Consider the following 21,658-nt stretch of genomic DNA (forward strand, 5'->3'; position numbering starts at 1 on the left):
CGGGGTTATCTCAAGCTGCACCGCTGTGATAAGCCTGACACTCCCGGGGAAGTAGGTCAATTCAAACCGGGTCGACCACCGTGGCCAAGTCGGGGCCGAAGGTGTAGGTGGCCCGCACCGGAATGCCGGCGAGCACCCCCGGCAGCCAGTGCCGGGCGTCGTCCCACATCTCGTCCACCGGTAGCGCGGCCACGTCGAACCAGACCGGGTTCAGCTCGTCGGACTCGCGCGGGGTGCCGCTCCACTGCGTGCAGACGAACACGCTCGATTCCTGGCTCCAGGCCTCCCGGTGCGGAAACAGGTAGGTCAGCAGACCCAACGGGGTCAGGGCGGATGCCGCCACGACCAGGCCGGACTCCTCCTCGATCTCCCGCACCATCGCCTCCACGGCCGACTCCCCCGGCTCGAGCTTGCCGCCGAGGCCGACGATGTTGCCCCGGCCCAGTCCTTTCTTCTTGCGGCCGAGCAGCACCTGCAGGTCCCCCGATGGAGAACGCCGGGTGAGGTAGCCCACGCAGACCTGAGGAAGAGACATGAACCAATGGTAACGAGGTACGGTCCTGCTCCCGTTCAGGCCGGTTTGTTAGGATCCAAGTATGAACTTTGTGCCGGAATCCGGAACCATAACCATGTTCACGACGACCTGGTGCGGCTATTGCACCCGCCTGAAGACCCAGCTGGTCAAGGCCGGCATCGCCTACACCGAGATCAACGTGGAGGAGGTCGACGGCACGTCCGAGCTGGTGATGAGCCTGAACAACGGCAACCGCACGGTCCCGACAGTCCTTTTTCCGGACGGCTCCAGCGCGACGAACCCGTCGCTGGCGCAGGTTCAGGCCAAACTCGCCTGAGTCGGTCCCGGAACGCACGAAGGGGTCCCGGTCGAACCTCCGCCAATCGGCGGAAATCGATCCGGATCCCCTCAGCGCCTGGTGCGGGTTTAGCCGAACAGCACCGCGGCCTCGTCGTAGCGCGCCTGCGGCACGGTCTTTAGACCGATGGTCGCTTCCGCGATGCTGACGATTTCCATGTCGGTGCCTCGCAGGGAAACCATGGAGCCCCACTTGTCGGCGTAGACGGCGTCAACGGCCGCCATGCCGAGGCGGGTGGCGAGCACCCGGTCATAGGCCGACGGAGCGCCGCCGCGCTGGGTGTGGCCGAGGACGGTGGCGCGGGATTCGATGCCCGTGCGCTCCTCGATCATCGGGGCGATCATCTCGCTGATGCCGCCGAGGCGGGGGCGGTTGAACGCGTCGAGGCCCTTGGTTGAGAGCGCCTCCTCCATGCCGGCGAGCTTGAAGCCCTCGGAGACGACGAGCACGGGTGCGCGGCCGCGGTCGCGCACGTGCATGACCCAGTCGCAGATCTGCTCGATGGTCTGGGGCTGCTCCGGGATCAGGATGGCGTGGGCGCCGCCGGCCATGCCGGAGTGCAGGGCGATCCAGCCCACGTGGCGGCCCATGACCTCGACGATCATGCAGCGGCCGTGGGATTCGGCTGTGGTGCGCAGTCGGTCGATGGCCTCGGTGGCGATCTCGACGGCGGTGTTGAAGCCGAATGAGTAATCGGTGGCTTCGAGGTCGTTGTCGATGGTCTTGGGAACGCCGACGATCTGAAGTCCGGCATCCGTCAGTCGGCGTGCCGCGGTGAGGGTGCCCTCGCCGCCGATGGCGATAATCGCGTCGATTCCTTCCGCGTCCATCGTCTTCTGAATGTTAATGGGGCCGCCGTTTTCACCCTCGAACGGGTTCGTGCGGGAGCTACCGAGGATGGTGCCACCCTGACGGGAGAGACCGCGCACGCTGTGCCGGTCCAGAGTCATAAAGTCGCCCTCGACCAGGCCTTTCCAGCCGTTGCGAATGCCGACGAATTCGGCATCGAGTACGCGGATGCCTTTAAGGACGGAACCGCGAATAACCGCGTTCAGGCCGGGGCAGTCTCCGCCGCTGGTGAGGATACCAATTTTCATTTGTCGTTGCTCCTTGTTGCACAAGTGATCAGATTGGCGCCCACACCGCCGCCACTCAATGATGGACCCCAAACGAGGCCCGGTTCAAATCCACGCCGGTGAGGGGCGCGTTCTACAACTCCCCGTCGAGTGCCAGGGTCAGCAGGTAGATCAGGGCGCTGGCCTGCACGGAATCGGCGGACGAGATCTCGTCGACGGCGCCGTCCAGGGCGCGGGCCGCGAGGCCCTGCTTGCTGCCGATGAGTTCGGCGATGCGCGCGTCAATGGTGTGGGCGGCGATGATCCGCCACGCGGTGACCGGCTCGTCCTGGCCGATGCGGTGCACCCGGTCGATGGCCTGTGTCTGCTCGGCGGCAGTCCAGCTGAGCTCGGCGAGCACGACGTTGGAGGCGGCCTGGAGGTTGACGCCGACTCCGGCGGCAGAGAGGGAACAGACCGCCACGGCCACCCCCTGGTCATCGTTGAAGGAGTCGATGGCGGCCTGGCGGGCCAGTGCGCTTTGGTCGCCGCGCAGGGAGACCGTGCGCAGGCCGCGCTTGGCGAAGATGTCCTCGGCGGCATCCATCACGTCGATGTGCTTGGCGAAGAAGACGACCTTGCCCACCGAGTGCGCCAGCTGCACGGCGTAGTCTGCCGCGAGGGCGGCCTTGGCCTGGCCGATCTTGCGCACCATGGTGAAGACGTTCTCACCGGTCGTCTGCCCCTTCGACTCCTCGAGTTCGGCGTGGGCAACCGCGCGGATGAACGCGGCTCGCTGCTCTCCCTCGAGAACCGGCGGCGTCTGGCCCGGATGGCGGGCGGCGACGAGGGAGTGGTACCGGGTGACCAGGCGGGCGGCGAGCTCCCGCTCGGCCTGGCGGATGGAGCGGCCGAGGTCGTCGTCCAGCTCGACCGGGATGTCGGCGATGCGCTTGGCCGGCAGGTCGGCGGCGACGTCGACCTTGCGGCGGCGCACGATGCCAAGGTCGATCACCGCGGCACGCGCGGCGCTGTAGAACCCGGAGTCGGCCGGGGTCAGCCCGATCGCTTCGAGCTTCTGCATGAGTCTGGGGGCCGGCTTGTCGCCGTCGAGCCAACCGAGGAACTGCCAGATCGCCCGGAAGTCGTCGACGTCGTTGATCAGCGGGGTTCCGGTCAGAGCCATCAGCAGCGGGTTGCCGCCGGGCGTGCGGCGCCGGATCTGCTCAGCCAGGGCCAGCACGTGCTTGGAGCGCTGCGACTGCAGGTTCTTGATGAAGTGCGCCTCGTCGACGACCATGCCCTTGAAGCCCAGGGTGCCCAGCCAGGTGCGGTGCCGGTCGAGCACGTCGTAGTTGACGATGACCACATCGGCGAAGGCGTCGAGCGTGTCGCCGTCGCCGTGGATGACGGTGGCCCGGCGGTTCGGCGTCCACAGTGCGACCTCGCGCACCCAGTTCATCTTGACGACGTTGGGAACGATGGCCAACAGCGGGTAGGCCCCGCTGACGGATGCCGCGAGCAGGCTCTGCGCCGTCTTCCCGAGCCCCGGCTCGTCGGCAAGCAGGTAGCTGCGGTGGCCCAGGCGCGCGCTTTCGACGAACCGGGCCTGGTGGCGCATCAGCTCCATGCCGCGAGGCGAGAGCCGGTCGACGCGGGGTGCCTCGGGCAGGTCCATGCTGGCGGCCTGACCGCCGGAACCATACTCGAAGGATTTGAACAGCGGGCCGATGAGTTCCCAGTTGGCCAGGCGACGGCCGGAGACGACCGGCTGGGCCGTCGCGGCGCTGAAATCGGGCGCGAGGAACGGGTTGGCGAGCTGGCGAGCCTTGACCGACTGAGGGATGACCTGGTTGACCGGAATTTCCGGCTTGGCCTCGGCCTCGCGGGTGATGATCAGTTCGTCGGGGGTGAGTTCGGCGCCGGACTCAAGCAGCCAGTCGCGGCGGAACCGCTGCGCGACCGTGGACACGCCGGCATCCGGTTCCAGCAGGGTGATCAGGCTGGTGTCGCGGGCCGCGGTCTTCGCCAGGATCTGGGCGATGCCGTCAAGGCGTTTCAGCAGTTCCGCGCGGTTCGCGTCGGTGAGGTCCTTGTCGCCCTTGACCCGGGCACGTTCCTCGCGCATGAGCAGCGCGATGACCTGGTACTTGGTGCGGTTGGTCGGGCCCAGCTTGGCGCCGACCTGCGCCTTCGCCTCCACCTCGCGCACCTTGCGGGCGAGGATGGGAATGATGGGGGCGTCATCGTCGCGGGAACGAGGTCGCTGCCGAGCGCGACCTTCCGCGGCAACACGGTTGTTCGAACCGGCGGCCTGGTGGCGGGTGTAAGCCATTCTTCTCCAACTTCACAGCAGCACAGCAGACAAAGGCCGTGCTCGACGTGGTGCGGCATCCGTGGACACCGGTGCGATCGATACGTCGAAGCCTGAATCGAGCAACGTGCCAACCCTATTTGCGCCACCGGCATTTGGGATGCAGCGGCACGGTCAAGACGGTAATCGGGCTTTTTCGACGCGGGTATAGTCTACGCCCGCTGGTCAATCCCGATGCACCGGCACCTTGGTGACGACCCCGACGAGGATGAAGACCAGCGCGGCGATGAACTGGGCGGACACCCAGCCCCGGCCGGACAGGTCGATGACCACGATCGGGTTCCAGAGCACCGCGATCGGCACGAGACCGATCAACCACAGCCAGGCCTTCGCCTGGATAGCGAAGACGCAGAGGATCATCGCGAGGATGCTGACCGCGTAACGGATGATGATAAAGCTTTCGGAGTCCAGCAGCGCGAGCCCGCCGAGCAGGATGACCGCCCCGAGCAGACCGGGGGCCAGAGCGGAACGTGTGACTGTGGGTTCGACCGGGGTGCCCATCAGACGCCTCCTCCTCCGCCGCCGTCTCCACCGCCGCCGACCGAGCCACCTCCACCCGAACCGGAACTGGAGGAACTCGACGCGCTTCCCGACCAGGAGGCCGAGGTGGAACTCGTGAACGAGCTCAACCCGGCGGCGAACCAGACCGGGTTGAACGGTGCGAACCCAGCGTACCAGTCCGGCTGCGCGTCACTCCGGGCGTAGTGGTCACCGAGAACCTGGGCCCACTCCTTCTCCTGACCGAACAGCACCGCGAACGGCAGCAGGTGCTCATAGAGCTTCAGCACCTGCCCCGGCTGCCCCGGATCGGGCAGGCCGCGAACGGATGCCGGGTCCGGCCGGTAGGGCGACCTCAGCGCTCCCTCGGGGCTCTGCAGCACTCGCAGGCGTTCGGCCGGGGCTATATCGATGTACAGCTTCACACCGACCAGAGTCAGAATGCCGGTGAGCACAGCGCCGACGAGCAGCCAACGGGGCAGCCGGCCACCCTTCCTCTCCCGCAGCCCGTCGGTCAGCACCTGCTCGGTGACCGCCTGGAGCTGCTTGGCCAGCCCGGCGCCCAGCTTGGTGTCCTTCGTCTTGAGGTCGCGGCTCGTGCCCGCGTGCAGCCCCGGGAACAGCAGCCGGAACACCGCCTGCTCGGCCGGGTCGAGGTCTCTGGTGTGCAACAGCTCGAGCAGGTAGTGCTTTGTGCCCTCCCCCTCCAGGACCCGCACATTGCCACGCACAGCGAAGCTGAGCAACTGGGCGGTCATGGCCTTGGCGCTCGTGCGCATCACGTTTCCCGCCATGAGCAGGTTGACGCCCTGCGGCCGCAGGTTGACGCCCTGCGGCCGCAGGTACTCGGCGACGACGGTCGGCCGACCCGGTGCGTTCCGCCAGCGGGTGGCCCGGGAGGCGACGGCGAGACCGGCGCCGAGCAGGCCGATCAGGGCCGCTGCGAGGCCGATACCCGGGAAAGGGTTCGCCGTGAACGACTGGTCGCGGGGCACGAAGGTGCCAGGTTCGAACCCGACGGACAGAGTGAGCCCCTCGGCCGGGCCGAGTGCCCCGGCGGTGACGTCGAGCGTGACGTCGACCTGTTCGCAGGTGATGACATAGGTCTGCGCGCCATGCACGAAGACATCGGTGGCGATCGTCACCGGCGCGGGCTGTTGCGCACCACGAACAGGCTGGAGAACACCATCAATGCGGCGGAGATCAACGGGTTGATCAGGTTGAACACGGCCAGCGGCAGCACCGCCCGGCCGTAGCAGAAGGTGCAAATCAGGGTACCCCTGATCACGCGCAGGGTGCGTCGGGACAGCCGGATGACGTCGGGCATGGTGCCAGGTGGTCGCACACGATGGTGACGTCGCTTGCAGACGACAGAATACCCCTCCGGGGTATGTGAAATCGCGGTACTGTAGACCCATGATTGACGACATCAAACGGCGTGCCCTGCACCGTGCCCGCATCCTCGAGGGTCAGATGCGTGGTTTGGAGAAGATGATCGAGAACGAGGATTACTGCATCGACATCCTCACGCAGTCCCTGTCAATCCAGAAGTCGCTCGGCTCGCTCAACAAGCTCCTGGTGGACAATCACCTGCAAACCCACGTGACCGAGATGTTCGAGGCCGGGGGCGAGGCTCGGGGGACCGCCATCGCGGAGCTGCTCAAGGTCTTCGAACTCAACAACAACCGAGGCTGAAGCCGGCGGCACCCGCCGCGTTGACATCACCGGTGGAATCAATTAGCGTCTCTGAATGCTCCAAATCCGGGCATCGGTCGTTCCCCCGAGACGAATTGGTTTTCCCATTGACTTCAGAATCTGCATCCCTGCCGAACCTTCCCGGCCACACCGAACACCACGACATCACGAATCTGGTCGGCGAATACCGCCAGCGCCAGCTCAATCTCTTCCGTGAGCGCCAGCTGGAACTCGAGCCCGACGAGCAGATCTCTGCGCACCTTCCCACGCACTAGCCACTGCGCACGAGCCATCGCGCAGACTCGCCCCACATCAGATCTGCTGGATCGGCATCGCGTTGCTCGCAACTCTTCCATAGTGCCTCGCCGTGACCGCACCGGCCCCTTGGTGAGTCCTCATCGCTTCGCGGCGTCGCGCGCCCACGATCGGGTCCGACGGCACCGCGTGCACGCGGGTCATCACCGGCGAGGCGGCGAGTGCCCTGGTCAAGGCCCGAGCCGCACGAGTCATGCGGCGCCTCCAGCGATCACCGTTTGGTATCCGGCAGATGGTGTGGCCAACTCAGGAGATCCGCTCGGGGCATGCCGGGCATCCGCGCTGGTTCCGCACTAGTCTGCGGCGGCTGGCGGACCCAGGCGGCGGATGTCCTGAGTTGGCCACACGCGCGGGCTCAGCCGGGCCTGACCGAGGAAAGCGTTCGGGGCGCCAGAATCGCCGTCGACTCCGTTCGGGCTGAGTGGCTCAGGGCCTCGGACTCGGAAAACCGGGCGGTTGGAACGCGGTTTCATACCGCGTCGAGGGCCGGGTCAGGTCAGGGCCCGGTCGGGTCAGAGCCCGGTCAGGTCAGAGCCCGGTCAGGTCAGAGCCCGGTCAGGTCAGAGCCCGGTCAGGTCAACCTTGGTGAACTCACCGCTCAGGCGGCGCGCTCGGCGACCGGCCGGCCCGATCCGGGGGCATCCGGGGCAGTCGTGGCGTTCGCGTTCGTCACGGCCACCTCCACGGCAGCCTCCCCTACGGCGGCCGCCGTGATCCGATTGGCCATGCCGGTGAAGATGACGCCGTGGAAGGGCAGGATCGCGAACCAGTACAGCCGACCGCCCAGTCCCCGTGGGAAGAAGACGGCGCGCTGACGGTACACGGAGCCGCCGCCCGGCGCCGGATCCGCCGTCATCTCCAGCCACGCCCGGCCGGGAACGCGCATCTCGGCACGGAGACGCAGGAACCGGCCGGTGTCGATGCGTTCGACCCGCCAGAAGTCCAGCACGTCGCCCGTATGCAGGTGGTCGGGGTTACGACGGCCGCGGCGCAGGCCGACCCCGCCGACGAGCTTGTCCATCCAGCCGCGGATGGCCCAGGCCAGCGGGAATGAGTACCAGCCGTTGTCACCGCCGATGCTCTCGATGACGCGCCACAGGGCTTCCGGCTTCGCGGCGGTGTGCTTTTCCTTGAGGTCGGTGTAGACGAGGTGCCCGGCCCATTCGGGGTCGCTGGGCAGCGGGTTGCTCGAAGCGCCCGCGATCGACGCGTTCCGCCAGCTGGTCTCGACGTCGCCGTCGCGCATGCGACCGAGGGCCAGGCGCACGGCGGTGCGATACCCGGTGAGGCCCTCTTTCGGCTGGGGAATGTACTGGTCGATGTCGCGCTCGTGAACCACACAGTCGTTCTGCAGACTTGCGATGATCGGCACGGCAAGGCTGCGCGGGATGGGCGTGACCAAATTGACCCACTGCGATGCGAGCCAGGGCGTGAACACGGGCAGGGACGCGATGGGGCGCTGGCGCAGGCCGGCCTCGAGGGCGTACCCGTTCATCATCTGGCCGTAACGCAGCACGTCGGGGCCGCCGATGTCGAAGGTGCGGTTGACGTCGGCGGGAAGCTCCGCCGACGCGACGAGGTAGTAGAGCACGTCACGCACGGCGATCGGCTGGATCTTGTTGCGCACCCACTGCGGCGCCGGCATGTACGGCAAAACGTCGGTCAGGTGCCGGATCATCTCGAACGACGTGGAGCCGGACCCGATGACCACCCCGGCCTGGAGGGCTGCTGTCGGCACACCGGACTCCACCAGGATGCGGCCGACCTCTGCCCGGGAGCGCAGGTGCTGGGACAGCTCCTCGGTGTCCGGGTGCAGCCCGCCCAGGTAGACGATGCGGGAGACGCCGGCCGCGGCGGCGGCCGTAGCCACATTCGTGGCCGCGAGGCGTTCCGTGCTCTCGAAGTCGCCGCGAGTGCCCATCGAGTGCACCAGGTAGTAGAGCACATCGACCCCGGTGACGGCGGATCGCACACTGGCCAGGTCCCCGAGGTCACCCTCGGCGACCTCCACCTGTTCGACCCACGGGACATCCTTCAGCTTCTGGGGTGTGCGCACGAGCACGCGCACGGCGTAGCCGGCTTCCAGCAGCAGGGGAACGAGCCGGCCGCCGATATACCCGGTAGCGCCGGTCACAAGTACACGTCGTTGCGTCGTCATAGCGAAAGCCTAGGGGCGGATGCTGGACTGACGCCGAGGATCGGGCAAACGGCCGCGCCGTGCCGAGCTGCGGCTGTGGGCCAGGGCTGTGGATGACTCGCGCGGGCGCGCGCAGAGTGCGGCATCATCGCCGAATGACACTCCGACTCGATCCCCGGTATCCGGTCGTCTGGCGCTCGCCCGACATCATCCAGGTCGGCGTCGACCACCCGTTGGTCGTGATCACCGCCCTGAGCCCGGGACTCGAGCGGGTGCTCGCGGCCCTGTTCGTGGGGGTGCCCCGCTCCGGAGCACTGATGATCGGGCGGGAGGGCGGGGCCTCCGACGAGGCCATCCTGGCGCTGCTCCGCGCCCTGCGGCCGGCTCTTCTGGTCACCGCCGAGAATGTTCCGGGACCGGCCCGGATGCCCGAACCGGTCGCCGTGGCACCGCCGCCCAGAATCTGCGTCGACGGGTGCGGGCTCACGGCGGACCTGATCCGCACCCTGATCGGCACCCTGGGTCTGACCCTGGCCAAGACCGACGACCCCGGCACCGGGCTGGCCGTGGTCCTGGGTCACTACGCCCTGGAACCGGAGCGGCACGGGCGCTGGCTGCGCCGGGACATCCCGCACCTGCCCGTGGTCTTCAGCGACAGCGAGGTGCGGATCGGACCCCTGGTCGAGCCGGGGGTCGGCCCCTGCCTGTACTGCCTGGAGCTGGCGCACATGGATTCCGACCCGTCGTGGGCCGCCCTGGCCTGCCAGCTGCTCAGCCGCCGGGCACCCACGGAGACCCCGCGGGCCGGCATCGATGTGGCCGCCCTCGTCGCCGGGATCGGCCACGACTGGCTGGTCCTCGGGCGGTCCACCCTCACGGAGACCGCGCTCGTCTTCGACGTGGCGTCCGCCACCCTCAAACGTCGTGGCTACCGGCCGCATGAGTCGTGCGGCTGCCGCACCGTTCCCGGGAACGTGACCGCGCTGCCCGGGGCCGGGCGCCCCGTCCGCGACTGACCGGACAGGTCCAGGTCAGACCCGGTCGCAGACCGGGGCCCAGATCAGGCTCGGGCGAGCCGGATGCCCCGCTCCAGCCCCACGACCAGGGTCAGGTCGAGCAGCGGCCGGGCTTCGGCCCCGCCGCCCTCGCCGTGCAGCAGGTAGTTGCCCTCCACCACCACGAGGCGCCGGCGTTCAGCCGGGCGACCAGCGCCTCCCCCACGGTCGACTTTCCGATCCCGGGGCGCCGGCCAGGCCGACGAGGGTGCGCGAGCCGGCATCCGTCGCCTGCCGGGTGCGTTCGCGTTCGACCGCCCGGACGACCGCGACAACCTCGTCCAGGCTACGGAGCAGGGCCATCAGGTGCTCTCAGCCGACCGGGCGGTCGAGTCGGAGGCCGGGCGCGGCGTCGAAGACGAACCGGGCCCAGAGGCGGTAGCCGAGCGCGCTCGGGTGGAACTCGTCGCTGGCGAAGAAACCCTCGACGTAGGGCGGCGGGGTCGGGATCGCGACGACCCCGTCGAGATCCTCGACGGCCAGGCGGGCGCCGGTGTAGAGGCTCGCGGCGTGCCGCGCGAGGGTGGCGCGCAGGGGTTCGGGCAGCAGCGCGAAGCGGTCGAAGCGCGGCATCAGCGACACGAGCACGGCCGCCTGCGGCGCCGCGGCCCGCAGGGCGAGCACGATTCGACGCACATCGTTCGTGAAGGCGTTTCGGGAGCGCAGCCCCAGCGCATCGTTCGCGCCGATGGTCAGCAGGGCCAGGTCGAAGGGCACGGCGGCGGCGTCCGTCAGGAAGCGCTCGCGCACGTCCCGGGCCGTGGCGCCGTTCTCACCGATCGCCCGCCAGGTGCTGCCGCGGCCCCAGCGCTCGGCCACCTCGTGGGCGATCCAGCCCGGCAGGGCCTCGCTTTGGGTCTCGGCGCCCACGCCGGCGGCGGTCGAGTCGCCGAGCACGAGGATGCGCAGCGGGTCTGGGCCGGGCCGGGAACCGGTCCACGGGAGGGCGGCGTCGGGCAACCGGGGCGTGTCGCGGCGCAGCCGGCGTGCCTGCGTCACCAGTAACGGCGCGTAGGGCACCGCAGCCAGTCGGGTGAACGGAAAAGTGGGCACGCCCCGAGGCTACCCCGCGCCGGTCTCAGGAGCCGCGGGCGGCGGGCGCACGCACGCCGCGGGCGCCGATCTCGGACAGGAACCGGGAACGCTCTCTGGGGCTGCGCTGCTGGTGGCCCGCAGCAGACCAGCTCAGGGACAGCCGTTTGCGTGCACGGGTGATGCCCACGTAGAGCAGCCGGCGTTCCTCGTCGATCTGCTCGAAAGTGCCTGCGTAGCTGATCGGCACGAGTCCCTCGGACAGACCGATCAGGAAGACGGCGTCCCATTCGAGGCCCTTCGCCGAGTGCAGCGTCGCCAGGGTCACCGCGGACACCGTGGGTTCGTGCTGGCCGGCCTGGCGCTCCATCAGCTCGTCGGTGAACTGGCGGAATGTGGTCTCCGGGGCTGCCTGGTCGACGAGGCCCATGATCGCGTTAAGCGACTCCCACCGGTCGCGCACCGCGCCCTGGGCCTCCGGCGCACTCTGGCTCCAGCCGAGGGAGCGCAGCACGTCACTGACGGATTTGAACAGCGGTTCGCCGATGATCGAGACGGATGCCGCGCGCAGCTGCATCACCGCCTGCTTGACCTCGGCCAGGTCGAAGAAGCGCTTCGACCCGCGGATCTGATAGCTCACCCCGACGTCGCCGAGGGCAGTTTCGAGGAAGGCGGCCTGCACGTTCACCCGGAACAGCACAGCGATGTCCTCCGGGCGGGTGCCGCCCTCGATCAGCTCGACGATGTTCTGGGCGACGCCGCGGGCCTCGGCCATGTCGTTCGGGTACTCGCGCACACCCGGCTCGGTGCCGATTTCGCTGGCGTGGGCGCGCAGGGTGAGGGCGCCGGTCCGCCCGCGCATGAGCTGGTTGGCCGTGGCGACGATCGACCCCGTCGACCGGTAGTTCTGCTCGAGGCGCACGACGGTGGCGTCCTCCCACCGCTTGGGGAAGTCGAGCAGGTAGTCGCTGCGGGCGCCCGCGAAGGAGTAGATGGTCTGGCTGGCGTCCCCGACGACGCAGAGGTCGCGGCGCTGGCCCAGCCAGAGCGAGAGCAGGTCGTGCTGAAGCGGGGAGACGTCCTGGTATTCGTCGACGACGAAGAAACGGTACTGCTCGCGCACCTGTAGGGCGACGGATGGCTCGGCCTCGATCATCCCGGCCATCGCCAGGAGCACATCCTCGAAGTCGATCTGCTTGCGGTCGTCCTTGAGGCGCTCGTAGGACTCCATCATGGCCAGCACCTGGTCCACGTCGAGCCGGCCGGGCAGGCTGCGCTTGGCGATGCCGGCCCCATACGCCTCAATGCCGATTCCGGAGGTCTTTCGCCACTCGATCTCCGCGGCCAGGTCGCGCAGGGTGGCCGTGTCCAGCTTGAGCTTCAGGGTTTCGGCGGCGTGCCCGAGCAGACGGCCCTTGCCGTCGAGGATGCGGGGCGCCTGGCCGCCGACGACGTGCGGCCAGAAATAGTTCAGCTGCGACAGGGCCGCCGAGTGGAACGTGCGGGCGGCGACGCCCCCGGCGCCGAGTTGGCGCAGCCGGCCGCGCAGCTCCGCGGCGGCGCGCGCCGTGAAGGTGAGGGCCATCACCCGGTTCGGCGAGTACGCGCCGGTCATCACGCCGTAGGCGATGCGGTGGGTGATGGCCCGGGTCTTGCCGGTGCCGGCGCCGGCGAGCATGCACACCGGACCCACGAGCGCCTCGGCCGCCACCCGCTGCTGGTCGTCGAGGCCGGCCAGCAGGGAACCGGCGGTCAGCGCCATCCGTGCACCTTGTCGGGGCCGAAGTCGAGAGGTTCGCCGAGCCAGTGCTCGATGATCGCCCGGGCGATCGAGGAACGGCCGGGCAGGATGATGACGTCGCCGGAGGCCCGTAGCTCGTCGCGGCTGAACCAGCGCAGGTCGAGGATCTCCTCCCCGTCGGGGAGCAGGGCCGCCGGAGCCTGGCCGTCGGCGAGCCGGGCCGTGAAGCCGAACATGATCGAGGCCGGGAACGGCCACGGCTGGGAGCCGAGGTAGACCGGGTCGGCCACGCGCAGGCCGGATTCCTCGAACATCTCCCGGATGACGGCCGCCTCGAGCGACTCGCCCGGTTCGACGAAACCGGCCAGGAGCGAGTAGCGGTTGCCCTCCCAGAGGGCGTTCGAGCCGAGCAGGATGCGGTCGTCGGCGTCGGTGATCAGCACGATCACGGCCGGGTCGGTGCGCGGGAACACCTGGCCGCCGCAGTCGGGGCAGCGCCTCGTCCAACCGGCGTTCTCGATCAGGGTGGCCGTGCCGCAGCGCGGGCAGTGGGCGTGGGAGTCGTGCCAGTTCACGACGCCGAGCGTCTCGGTGAACAGTCCCGCGTCGCGGTCGGACAGGGTGGTCGCCACAGGGCGCAGGGACACCCAGAGGGACTCGTCGGGTTCGAGCGCCAGGGCCTCCTCGTCGGTCAGCACGGCCGCGACCAGCGGGGTGCCCACGGGCTCCGGCGCATCTTCGGCCAGGGAACGGCCGAGGTAGAGCCGAAACTCGCCGGCGGGAACTCGGTCGGGAGCCAGCAGGCGCAGTCGGGCGGGGGCGGCGGCCTCCATCAGCGCGGAGCCTCGCCACAGCACGAGCAGGCGCGTGCCGGCATCCGTCTGCAGCGTGTTGAGCAACCCAGGGGTGGCGCGCGCCTCGCCGTCACGGTCGACCGCGTGACGGGAAAGCGGCAGACGGGAGGTGAACGCAAACGACATGGTGCTCCTCGGTCTCGGACAGACTGCCGAAGTTGTGTCGAGGCGTGGCGAACAACCGCGCCGAGGGGAAGTCGACCTAACCTAGAAGTATGGTCAGATCACCTCTCACTCTAGCCGCGCTGGCCACTGCCGCCGTCCCCGGTCTCGACGTCGTCCAGGTGCGTCTGCACGGCACCGTCGCGCGTTCTCGAGGAGCCAGCGGCGCGTTCGAATCCGCACTGCTGATCGACCGCGACGACCGTGCCCTCATCATCCGGGTCCCCGCCTCGCAGGCCGCCGAAACCGAGCAGTCCGCCGATCTGGTAGCCCTGCGCGCGCTCACCGTCGGCAACCGCAGCCGGCTCCCCTTCGACGTGCCGCAGTTCGTGGGCCAGGCGCCGCTCAGCGGCACCCGGGCCGTCGTCTACGAGTTTTTGGAGGGCGATTCCTTCGACGCGGATGCCCTCACCGGCCACGCGGGCGTGTCCGGTTCGATCGGCCGCGCCATCGCCGCGGTGCACTCACTGCCGACGGCCTTCGTCGGCACCGCCGGGTTGTCTCAGCAGAGCGCTCAGGAATGCCGTACCGGAACCATCGCCTTGATCGACCGGGCGGCCACCACCGGCTACCTGCCCGCCGCGATCCTGCGCCGCTGGGAACAGGCCACCGACGACGACGGGCTCTGGCAGTTCGCGCCCTGCGTGGTGCACGGGTCGTTGTCGGCCGACTCGTTCCTGATCACCGACGACTCCGTCTCCGGGGTTCTCGGCTGGTCCGCCCTGAGCGTGGGCGACCCGGCCCGCGACCTGCACTGGCTGCTTTCCTCCCGCGGGGCGGCCGGCGAGACCGCCGTCGCGTCGTACGCGTCGGCCCGCCAGGGCAACGACCCGAGGATCACGCAGCGCGCGATGCTCTACGCCGAGCTGGAGCTGGCCCGCTGGCTGCTGCACGGCACGGACACGCGCAGCCAGGGGATCGTAGACGACGCCGTGGCCATGCTCGACGGTCTGGTGGACAACGTGCACCAGGCTACGTCGCATCCGTTGTCACCGGCCACCGGCCCGATCCTCGATGTTGCCGGGGTGGAGAGCATGCTCAAGTCCACACCGCGCGGCATCCCCCGCCGCGACCTGGGTGGTTCCATGCACACCGACGCCTACAACCTGTCGGAGTTCGGCGGCGAGTTCGAGGACGACGACGAGGCCGGCTCCGGTTCGGGTCCAGGCTCGTCGTCATCGTCATCGGCCGACGATGCCACCACCGGCGCGCTCGACACCGTGGGCGATACCGCCTTCAATCGAACGGACGACCAGGCCCGCACCAGGTCCTCCTCGGAGTAGAGCCGGTCCGGGGCGACGATCGTGTCGTCCGCGACGAAGTAGAACACCGCGTCGACGATCTCCGGGTCGATGCCCTTCCAGCGCGCATAGGCGAGCCGGTACAGGGCCAGCTGGGTCTGCTTTAGCTCGAGGTCCGCGGCGCTCGAAGGCGCCCGGCCGGTCTTCCAGTCGACGACCTGGTAGCCCGTCTCGGTGCGGTAGACCGCGTCGAGCTTGCACACGAAGACCTGCCCGGCCAGCACGTGGTGGATCTCGATCTCGACCTCTTCGGGCTGCACCGACGCCCACGGCGAGTGCTCGAAGGTGCGCTGCAGCCGTTCGAGCTGGGCCTGCTCCAGCGGCTGGTTCTGGTCGAGGTCGAGGTCGAGGTCGAGGTCGTCGCTGCCCTGGTCACCGAGGTCCAGTTCGCTCTCGTCCGCGTCGATCAGGTCGCCGCCCGACGCCCCGCCGGCGCGCTGTTCCACCCAGGAGTGGAACAGGGTGCCCAGCCGGGTGGCCCGGTACGGTCGCTCGGGCATGGGGCGGCGCAGGGCGGCGGCCACCCCCACCGGGTCGTCGATGTAGTCCTTGAACCGGGAAGCCGGAATGCGCGTGGGCAGCGGGACGGCGCCCGCGCCGGCGAGGCGCAGCATCCGTTCCTCGAGCAGCAGGGTGACCGCGTGGGACCACCGTGTGTCGCGTTCGCTCTGCGCTTCGGCGCGCACCCGGGCGGCCGCGGCCTCGACGAGGGGCCGCCGCGTGCCGAGCGGGTCGAAGGGCCAGTGCTCGTCGACGCCCTCCCCGGTGTCGGGTTTCTCGTCGTGCTCGCTGCCCTCCGGCAGCGCGGCGATCAGCCCGGCCTCGGCGAGCTCTTCGAGGTACCGACTGGGGGCGCGCACGGTGCTGCCGCCGCCCCAGTACGATCCGGTGAGCAGCAGCTCCTCCTGGGCGCGGGTCGTGGCCACATAGATCAGGCGCCGCTCCTCGTCGTCGTGGCGGGCGGCGAGCTGCTCTTTGTAGGCTTGAAATTCTGTGTCGAACGACAGCTGGGTCTCATGCTCCTGCCAGGCGAGCTCGGGCAGCTCGGCCCGGTCGCCGCGGAACGGGTAGGGCAGCTCGCCGAACTTCAGCCAGCCGGCCCCGTCCCGGGTCTGAGCCGGTAGGCTCTTCTCGGTCAGGTTGGGGATGGCCACATAGTCCCACTCGAGCCCCTTGGCCCCGTGGATGGTGAGCAGTTGCACGGTGCCGCTCTCGCCCGGCTCGATCCGCGGGCCCAGGTCGTCGAAGGCGGCGGCCCTGCCCAGCCAGCGCAGGAAACCGGCGAGGCTGCCGACCTCGTCGCTGGCAAGGAAGGCGGAGACCGTGTCGTGGAAAGCGTAGAGGTTCGCGAGGCCCAGGCCGTTGGCCTCGTTGGCGACAAGTTCCACGTCGAGCAGGAGCTCCTGCTCGATCAGCCGCACGAAGTCCAGCAGCGGCAGGCCGGCCCGCGCGCGCAGCCAGGCCAGCTGGCGGCCGGCGGCCCGCACCCGGGCCCGGCCGGTGTCGCTGAAGCCCGCGAGCTGCCCGTGGGTCTCGGGGGCGGCAGCCACGAAGTCGAGGGCGTCGACGAGCGACGCGCCCTCGTCGACGGCGACGGATGCCCGCATCTTGTCTTTGAGTTCCTGTGTCACCGCCTGCTGGGCCCAGTCGTGTGCCGCCAGCCAGCGCGCCACGGCCGCGAGGTGCTGCAGGTCGCGGGGGCCGACCCGGTAGCGACCGCTGGCGAGCAGTCGCACCAGTTCGCTGCCGGCGGCGGGATCGTGCACGACCCGCAGCACGCAGATGACGTCGGTGACCTCCGGGGTGGAGAGCAGGCCGCCGAGGCCGAGCACGTGGGCGCGGACGCCTTGCTCCCGCAGCACCTCGGCGAAGAACTCCATCTCGCGCCGGGCCCGGAAGAGCATCGCGCCGGACTTGTCAGTGCCGCTGGTGAGGCGCGTGGCGAACCAGTCCGCCACGACCCGGGCCTCGTCGGCGATGGTCTCCAGCATCGACGCCTCGACCCGCCCGTTCGCCTTACCGGCCGGCACCGCGAGGGTGTCGACCTGGATGCCGTCGGGCCGGGCCCGGAGCGCCTCGCTCAGCGGCGCCACCAGCGCGTTCGCGGTGTCGAGCACCGTGACCGGGTTGCGCCAGGTGACGGAGAGGCTCATCGACGGCGACTGGCGGTTGGAGAGTCCGGCGAAGCTCTGCGAGAAACCCAGCAGGTTCGCCGAGCTGGCCCCGCGCCAGCCGTAAATGGACTGGTGCGGGTCACCGACGGCCATCACCGGATGCCGGCTGAAGAGGGTGTGCAGCAGCTCGGTCTGCAGCACCGAGGTGTCCTGGTATTCGTCGAGCAGCACCACCCGGTACTGGTCGCGGTAGCGAGCGACGACCTGCAGGGTCTTCTGGCAGACCTGCAGGGCGAGAGCCACCTGGTCGGAGAACTCGATCAGCCCGAGCCGGCGCTTCTCCACTGCGAAGCGTTCGGCGAGCTCGAACAGAACCGGCAGCGGCTCCACCGCCGCGAGTGACTCGGCGACCGAGGCATACGGGATCTTTTTGCGCGGGTTGCCGTAGGGCAGGTCTCGCAGATAGCCGAAGCCGGCGGAGAGGCCGGTCAAGTCGTGCGGCGCGGCCGGAACGCCTGGAACAACGGGCGGGGGGTTCTCGGCGAGGGAACGGCTGAAGGCGAGCACGGCATCCGTCACCGCGTCGAGCTTCTTGCCGAAGGGTACGAGCCGGCTGTCGCCGTGCTCGATCACCACTCGGCGGGCCAGCAGCCAGGCGCTGGTCTCGCTGAGAAGCACCGACTCGGGTTCGCGCCCGAGGAGCAGGGCGTTGTCGGTGAACAGGCGGCTGGCGAACGAGTTGTACGTCGACACCGTGGGCATGTTGAACAGGTCGGAGGAATCGATCGTGACCACCCCCGCCGCGGGCGCCGGCGGCTTCGGCAGCAGCCCCTGCGCGTCGAGCTGGTCGATGCGGTCGCGGATGCGCTCGGACAGTTCGCCGGCGGCCTTGCGGGTGAAGGTGAGGCCGAGGATCTGGTCGGGCCGGGCGTGCCCGTTGGCGAGCAGCCAGAGCACCCGGTTGGCCATGGTCTCGGTCTTGCCGCTGCCGGCCCCAGCCACCACGAGGGTGGGCGTCAACGGCGCCTCGATCACGGCCTGCTGTTCATCCGTGGGGGGGAACATGCCCAGCGTCGCAGCGATCTGGCGGGCCGAGATGGGCGGCGGGGTGACGGACTGGTTCATGAGCTGACCTGCTTGATGACGTGGATTCGGCAGGACCCGTGCGAGCGCGGGTCGAGGCAGTGGGAACTGATTTCGGCGAGGAAGGTGGCGCCGCCCATGCCGGCGGCGTCCCAACCGACCCGACTGCGGAAGGCCGCAAGCTCCTCAGGGGTGAAGGTGGACTGGGTGGGATTGCGGTAATTCTGCTTGACCGTGCCGCTGGACACGATCAGGAGGCGAGCGCCGGCGAGCGGCATTCCGGCGGGGATGCCCTCGATGGCACCCTCGCTGAACGCGAGCTGGTAGGCGCCGAGCTGCGGATGCAGGGCCACCCCGGCGTCGCTGATCGGGTCGCCGCGGCCCGTCTTCAGGTCGACGATGACCGCCCGCCCGTCGCCGAGCCGCTCGACCCGGTCGACCGTGCCGGACAGCACGGCGCCGTCGACGTCGAGCTGGAAGGTGCCCTCCGCGCTGAGCAGGCTGCCACCGCCGTGTTCGAAGTCGAGCAGGTAGGAGGCGAGCCGGTCGGTCAGCGCGCGCGCCTCGACTTTCTGCACCCGGGACTGCCAGTCGGCGTCGAACTGAAGCTCACCCCAGCGCGCCTCGACGCCCTTCCAGAGCGCGTCGGGGCTATGAGTGGTGGAGTCCTCCATCACCTTGTGGATGATCGTGCCGAGGTTCGCGGCGGTGTTGGACGTGCCGCCGCCGACCTGCCCGATCACCCAGTGCAGCGGGCAGGTCTCGAAGGCCGCCATCCGCGACGGCGAGACGCGCACCGGGGCATCGCCGGCCTCCGGGTCGTTGAGCGGGCGCACGGTGCTGGGCTCGTTCAGGCCGTACCACTGGTCGGGGGCGGCACCGACCACGTTCTCCCGGGCCAGCCGGGCCAGGGTCGCTGCGGCATCCGTGGCCCGGCTCGCGGCCTCGTCGCCGTGGGCCGCAGTGCCCCGGGTCAAATCCCGGCGGAGCCGGCCCACCAGGCCGCGCAGGGAGAGCGGGTAGCGGCTGATGTCGCCGGGCTCCGGAGCCGTGCGCGGTGCGGGCTTCGGCAGCAGCCGTAAAAAGACCGACGGCTGGTTTTCCTCGTTGTCGATGGCAGTCACCAGCAGTTCGCTGCGGGCGCGGCTGGTCGCCTGGGCGAACATGCGCAGCTCGTCGTGCAGCACGGTGGTGCGGGCGCCGGCCTCCTCCGGGCGCCGGCCGGCGGCGAGCGCGGCCAGGTCGTCGGCTCCGAGCAGCGAACCACGGATGCGCAGGTCGGGCCAGACGTTCTCCTGCACTCCGGCGATGACGACGACGTCGAATTCGCGGCCGATCAGGCCGCTCGGGGTGGACACGATGACCGCGTCGCCCAGCGCGCGCGGGGCGAGGGTGTCTTCGGGCACGTCGGTGTCGACAAGGTGTTCGAGGAACAAAACCGGCGGGGCGGCCGGGGTGCGCTCCACGTAGCGCTGCGCGGCGGAGAAGAGCTCCACCACGGCGTCGAGGTTGTGGTTGGCCTCGTCGGCGACGATGCCCGTGCCGGTGGACTGGTCCTTCCACTCCCGGGCGAGGCCGCTTCGTTGCCAGAGACCCCAGAGCAGTTCCTCGATCGTGGCGCCGGCAGCGTATTCCACGGCGGCCGCCCGAAGGCTCTCCCCGCAGCTGGCGGCCCGGCGGGCCGTGCGGTTGTCGATGGCGGCGAACAGGCCGGGGTCGCCGAGGGCCTCCACCAGGAGCTCGTCGGCGGAGCGGTTCCGGTCACTGCTGAGTTCCTGTTGGCGCAGCGCGGCACGCAGGCGCCGCAGGGTGATCGGGTCGAGGCCGCCGAGCGGGCCGCGGAGCAGCAGGGTCGCCTCCTCGGGCCCCAGGGGTGTGCGGCCCAGGGTCACTTCGAGCGCAAGGATGAAGGCCCGCACGGCGTAATCGTCGCGGAGCGCGGTCTGCGCCGACGACACCTGGGTGGGCACCTCGAGCGCGGCGAGCCCCTTGGACAGGGCGGGCACGAGCGAGCCGCTGCGCACGACGACCGCCATCTGACCCCACGGAATGCCGCCGAGCACGTGCCGCTCCCGCAGCCGGCGGGCGATCACGGCGAGCTGGTCGGCGGGGCTGTCCGCGAGCATGGTCTGCACGGGGTTCGGCTCCCCGGCAGGCTCGGCCTGGTCCGCCTGCCCTTCGGGCTGGACTGCCTGCGCGGCCGGGTCAGCCACGCTGACGGCGAACCGTTGCCTGCCGGCCGAGGCCGCGCCGATCCGGTGCGTGAGACCCCGCACCACCCCGCGGATGGCCGCGTCGTGCCGGTACACCGTGCTGAGAACCAGGGTCGGCAGCACGGCGCCGGACAGGTACGCGCCCAGCCGGCCGAGGGCATCCGGGTGGGCGCCGTGGAAGGAACCGGTGCTGATATCGGGGTCGCCGAACGCAATGACGCCCACGCCGCGCGCCGCGAACTGGGCGAGGAGGGTCAGGTTGGCCTGGGTAAGTTCTTGCGCATCGTCGAGCAGGATCAGGCGCAGGCTGCCGAGCGAGCCGAGCGCCGCGGAACCGGCCGGGGCCCGGGCCACGATGGCCGCGGCGAACTGGGCCAGTTCGGTGGAGTCGTACTGGCCGGGGCGGGACTGGTCTTTCACGTCGTCGTAGCCGCGGATGAACTCGGCCGCGGCCACCCACTCCGGGCGCTGCTCGCTGCGGCCGAGAGCCGCGAGCGCCTCCGGGGTGACGCCGTATTCGACGGCGCGCATCATCAGGTCGCGCAGCTGCGTGCGGAACCCGCGCAGGCTGCGCACGTCGGCGCCGAGGCTGTCGGGCCAGTCCGGTGCGGCGTGCCGCGACTCAGGGTGTGACTCGATGTGCTGCGACCCGCCCTGCGCTTCGGCCTGCTGCGCTTCGGCGTGGTCCTGCCGGTGCCCCTCGAGCAGCTCCGCGATGATCTGGTCTTGTTCGCCGCCGGTGAGCAGGGTGGGAGCCGCGCCTCCCGCCCGGGCCAGGGCATCCCGCACGATCTGGAACGCGACCGAGTTCGCGGTGCGGGCCAGCGGGCCGTTGGTGGGCACGCCGAGGCGCAGCGCAAGCCGGTCACGCAGGGCCGTCGCTCCCGTGCGAGTGGGCACCAGCACAAGCACCTCGCTGGGCGAATACCCGTGGCCCCGCACGCACTCGGCGACGAGTTCGACCAGCGTGGTGGTCTTGCCGGTGCCGGGTGCGCCGATCACGGAGGCGCTGACTCCCGAGGTGTGGCGTCGACCACCGGGCAGGGCAGGCTGCGCTACCAGCGCAAGAACGGCGCGTTGCGAGTCGTCGAGAACGACCGTTTCTTGCTCGGTACGGAGCGGGAGTCCCAGGGTTGTCACGTTTTCAAACGTAACGG

17 protein-coding genes and 1 pseudogene are annotated in these 21,658 nt (G+C 69.8%); 5 read left to right on the forward strand and 13 right to left on the reverse strand.

Features of this window, described 5'->3' with window-relative positions; genetic code table 11:
* Positions 1–61: 61 nt before the first annotated feature.
* Positions 62–535 carry an 8-oxo-dGTP diphosphatase gene (locus E3T25_RS12880; protein WP_104101066.1) on the reverse strand — a complete coding sequence of 158 codons (474 nt, stop codon included), beginning with the start codon at positions 533–535 and terminating at the stop codon, positions 62–64.
* Between the two features lie 61 nt (positions 536–596).
* On the opposite strand from E3T25_RS12880, the gene E3T25_RS12885 reads away from it, so the two are divergent.
* On the forward strand, positions 597–851 hold the full coding sequence (locus tag E3T25_RS12885; RefSeq protein WP_104101065.1) for a mycoredoxin: 255 nt from the start codon (positions 597–599) through the stop codon (positions 849–851).
* A gap of 89 nt (positions 852–940) precedes the next feature.
* Here the strand turns inward: E3T25_RS12885 and E3T25_RS12890 are convergent, their stop codons facing one another.
* The 5 genes from E3T25_RS12890 to E3T25_RS16875 all read right to left on the reverse strand — a co-directional run bounded on the left by E3T25_RS12890 (position 941) and on the right by E3T25_RS16875 (position 6,126).
* Entirely contained in the window at positions 941–1,969 is a 1,029-nt protein-coding gene (locus tag E3T25_RS12890) for a 6-phosphofructokinase (protein ID WP_134374670.1), read from the reverse strand.
* 112 nt (positions 1,970–2,081) lie between these two features.
* Positions 2,082–4,262, reverse strand: a complete 2,181-nt coding sequence (locus tag E3T25_RS12895) for a DEAD/DEAH box helicase (protein ID WP_134374672.1) — start codon at positions 4,260–4,262, stop codon at positions 2,082–2,084.
* A 204-nt stretch (positions 4,263–4,466) separates the two neighbouring features.
* The gene (locus E3T25_RS12900; RefSeq protein ID WP_104169961.1) at positions 4,467–4,802 is read right to left on the reverse strand and encodes a DUF6804 family protein; all 336 of its coding nucleotides are present in this window, start codon (positions 4,800–4,802) and stop codon (positions 4,467–4,469) included.
* A complete protein-coding gene (locus E3T25_RS12905; RefSeq protein ID WP_166786009.1) occupies positions 4,802–5,944 on the reverse strand; it encodes a DUF2207 domain-containing protein in 1,143 nt (380 codons plus the stop codon). The genes E3T25_RS12900 and E3T25_RS12905 overlap by 1 nt, the downstream gene beginning before the upstream one ends.
* Positions 5,941–6,126: a hypothetical protein gene (locus E3T25_RS16875; protein ID WP_166786010.1), complete on the reverse strand. Its 186-nt coding sequence runs from the start codon at positions 6,124–6,126 to the stop codon at positions 5,941–5,943. Before E3T25_RS16875 ends, E3T25_RS12905 begins: the two co-directional genes overlap by 4 nt.
* Before the next feature lie 89 nt (positions 6,127–6,215).
* Between E3T25_RS16875 and E3T25_RS12910 the strand changes: the two genes are divergently transcribed.
* Together E3T25_RS12910 and E3T25_RS16880 are read left to right on the forward strand one after the other, a co-directional pair.
* The gene (locus tag E3T25_RS12910) at positions 6,216–6,494 is read left to right on the forward strand and encodes a metal-sensitive transcriptional regulator (RefSeq protein ID WP_104101060.1); all 279 of its coding nucleotides are present in this window, start codon (positions 6,216–6,218) and stop codon (positions 6,492–6,494) included.
* A gap of 107 nt (positions 6,495–6,601) precedes the next feature.
* The gene (locus tag E3T25_RS16880) at positions 6,602–6,769 is read left to right on the forward strand and encodes a hypothetical protein (RefSeq protein ID WP_158252085.1); all 168 of its coding nucleotides are present in this window, start codon (positions 6,602–6,604) and stop codon (positions 6,767–6,769) included.
* Between the two features lie 638 nt (positions 6,770–7,407).
* On the opposite strand, the gene E3T25_RS12915 is transcribed toward E3T25_RS16880, so the two are convergent.
* Complete coding sequence (locus tag E3T25_RS12915) at positions 7,408–8,967, reverse strand: SDR family oxidoreductase (RefSeq protein WP_134374676.1); 1,560 nt, start codon at positions 8,965–8,967, stop codon at positions 7,408–7,410.
* Positions 8,968–9,101: 134 nt separating this feature from the next.
* Here E3T25_RS12915 and E3T25_RS12920 point away from each other — a divergent pair, with 134 nt between their 5' ends.
* Positions 9,102–9,962, forward strand: coding sequence for a TOMM precursor leader peptide-binding protein (locus tag E3T25_RS12920; RefSeq protein ID WP_166786011.1), 861 nt, complete (start codon positions 9,102–9,104; stop codon positions 9,960–9,962).
* A 177-nt stretch (positions 9,963–10,139) separates the two neighbouring features.
* Here E3T25_RS12920 and E3T25_RS16885 read toward each other — a convergent pair whose 3' ends face one another.
* The 4 genes from E3T25_RS16885 to nudC are packed head-to-tail and all read right to left on the reverse strand — an operon-like array spanning position 10,140 to position 13,754.
* Entirely contained in the window at positions 10,140–10,304 is a 165-nt protein-coding gene (locus tag E3T25_RS16885) for a hypothetical protein (RefSeq protein WP_166786012.1), read from the reverse strand.
* A 9-nt stretch (positions 10,305–10,313) separates the two neighbouring features.
* Positions 10,314–11,054, reverse strand: coding sequence for an SGNH/GDSL hydrolase family protein (locus E3T25_RS12925; protein WP_134374680.1), 741 nt, complete (start codon positions 11,052–11,054; stop codon positions 10,314–10,316).
* A gap of 25 nt (positions 11,055–11,079) precedes the next feature.
* Positions 11,080–12,795 (reverse strand): ATP-dependent helicase, encoded by a 1,716-nt coding sequence (locus E3T25_RS12930; protein ID WP_104101055.1) that lies wholly within the window; start codon positions 12,793–12,795, stop codon positions 11,080–11,082.
* A complete protein-coding gene (nudC, locus tag E3T25_RS12935) occupies positions 12,786–13,754 on the reverse strand; it encodes an NAD(+) diphosphatase (protein WP_134342085.1) in 969 nt (322 codons plus the stop codon). Before nudC ends, E3T25_RS12930 begins: the two co-directional genes overlap by 10 nt.
* Before the next feature lie 89 nt (positions 13,755–13,843).
* Here nudC and E3T25_RS17540 point away from each other — a divergent pair.
* Positions 13,844–14,605, forward strand: a pseudogene (locus tag E3T25_RS17540) (phosphotransferase); the annotation flags it as partial.
* Positions 14,606–14,889: 284 nt separating this feature from the next.
* Here the strand turns inward: E3T25_RS17540 and E3T25_RS12945 are convergent.
* Both E3T25_RS12945 and E3T25_RS12950 read right to left on the reverse strand, forming a co-directional pair.
* The gene (locus E3T25_RS12945; RefSeq protein ID WP_134374684.1) at positions 14,890–18,330 is read right to left on the reverse strand and encodes an ATP-dependent DNA helicase; all 3,441 of its coding nucleotides are present in this window, start codon (positions 18,328–18,330) and stop codon (positions 14,890–14,892) included.
* Entirely contained in the window at positions 18,327–21,641 is a 3,315-nt protein-coding gene (locus E3T25_RS12950) for an ATP-dependent helicase (RefSeq protein ID WP_134374686.1), read from the reverse strand. The genes E3T25_RS12945 and E3T25_RS12950 overlap by 4 nt, the downstream gene beginning before the upstream one ends.
* Between the last annotated feature and the right edge of the window lie 17 nt (positions 21,642–21,658).

It is taken from the genome of Cryobacterium sandaracinum (genome assembly GCF_004403415.1).
GTDB lineage: Bacteria > Actinomycetota > Actinomycetes > Actinomycetales > Microbacteriaceae > Cryobacterium > Cryobacterium sandaracinum.

Excerpts from the sequence above, each read along its gene's own strand:
- E3T25_RS12880 (WP_104101066.1), bottom strand. The coding sequence starts at position 535 with ATGTCTCTTCCTCAGGTCTGCGTGGGCTACCTCACCCGGCGTTCTCCA.
- E3T25_RS12885 (WP_104101065.1), top strand. The coding sequence starts at position 597 with ATGAACTTTGTGCCGGAATCCGGAACCATAACCATGTTCACGACGACC.
- E3T25_RS12890 (WP_134374670.1), bottom strand. The coding sequence starts at position 1,969 with ATGAAAATTGGTATCCTCACCAGCGGCGGAGACTGCCCCGGCCTGAAC.
- E3T25_RS12895 (WP_134374672.1), bottom strand. The coding sequence starts at position 4,262 with ATGGCTTACACCCGCCACCAGGCCGCCGGTTCGAACAACCGTGTTGCC.
- E3T25_RS12900 (WP_104169961.1), bottom strand. The coding sequence starts at position 4,802 with ATGGGCACCCCGGTCGAACCCACAGTCACACGTTCCGCTCTGGCCCCC.
- E3T25_RS16875 (WP_166786010.1), bottom strand. The coding sequence starts at position 6,126 with ATGCCCGACGTCATCCGGCTGTCCCGACGCACCCTGCGCGTGATCAGG.
- E3T25_RS12910 (WP_104101060.1), top strand. The coding sequence starts at position 6,216 with ATGATTGACGACATCAAACGGCGTGCCCTGCACCGTGCCCGCATCCTC.
- E3T25_RS12915 (WP_134374676.1), bottom strand. The coding sequence starts at position 8,967 with ATGACGACGCAACGACGTGTACTTGTGACCGGCGCTACCGGGTATATC.
- E3T25_RS12920 (WP_166786011.1), top strand. The coding sequence starts at position 9,102 with ATGACACTCCGACTCGATCCCCGGTATCCGGTCGTCTGGCGCTCGCCC.
- E3T25_RS16885 (WP_166786012.1), bottom strand. The coding sequence starts at position 10,304 with ATGGCCCTGCTCCGTAGCCTGGACGAGGTTGTCGCGGTCGTCCGGGCG.
- E3T25_RS12930 (WP_104101055.1), bottom strand. The coding sequence starts at position 12,795 with ATGGCGCTGACCGCCGGTTCCCTGCTGGCCGGCCTCGACGACCAGCAG.
- nudC (WP_134342085.1), bottom strand. The coding sequence starts at position 13,754 with ATGTCGTTTGCGTTCACCTCCCGTCTGCCGCTTTCCCGTCACGCGGTC.
- E3T25_RS12945 (WP_134374684.1), bottom strand. The coding sequence starts at position 18,330 with ATGAACCAGTCCGTCACCCCGCCGCCCATCTCGGCCCGCCAGATCGCT.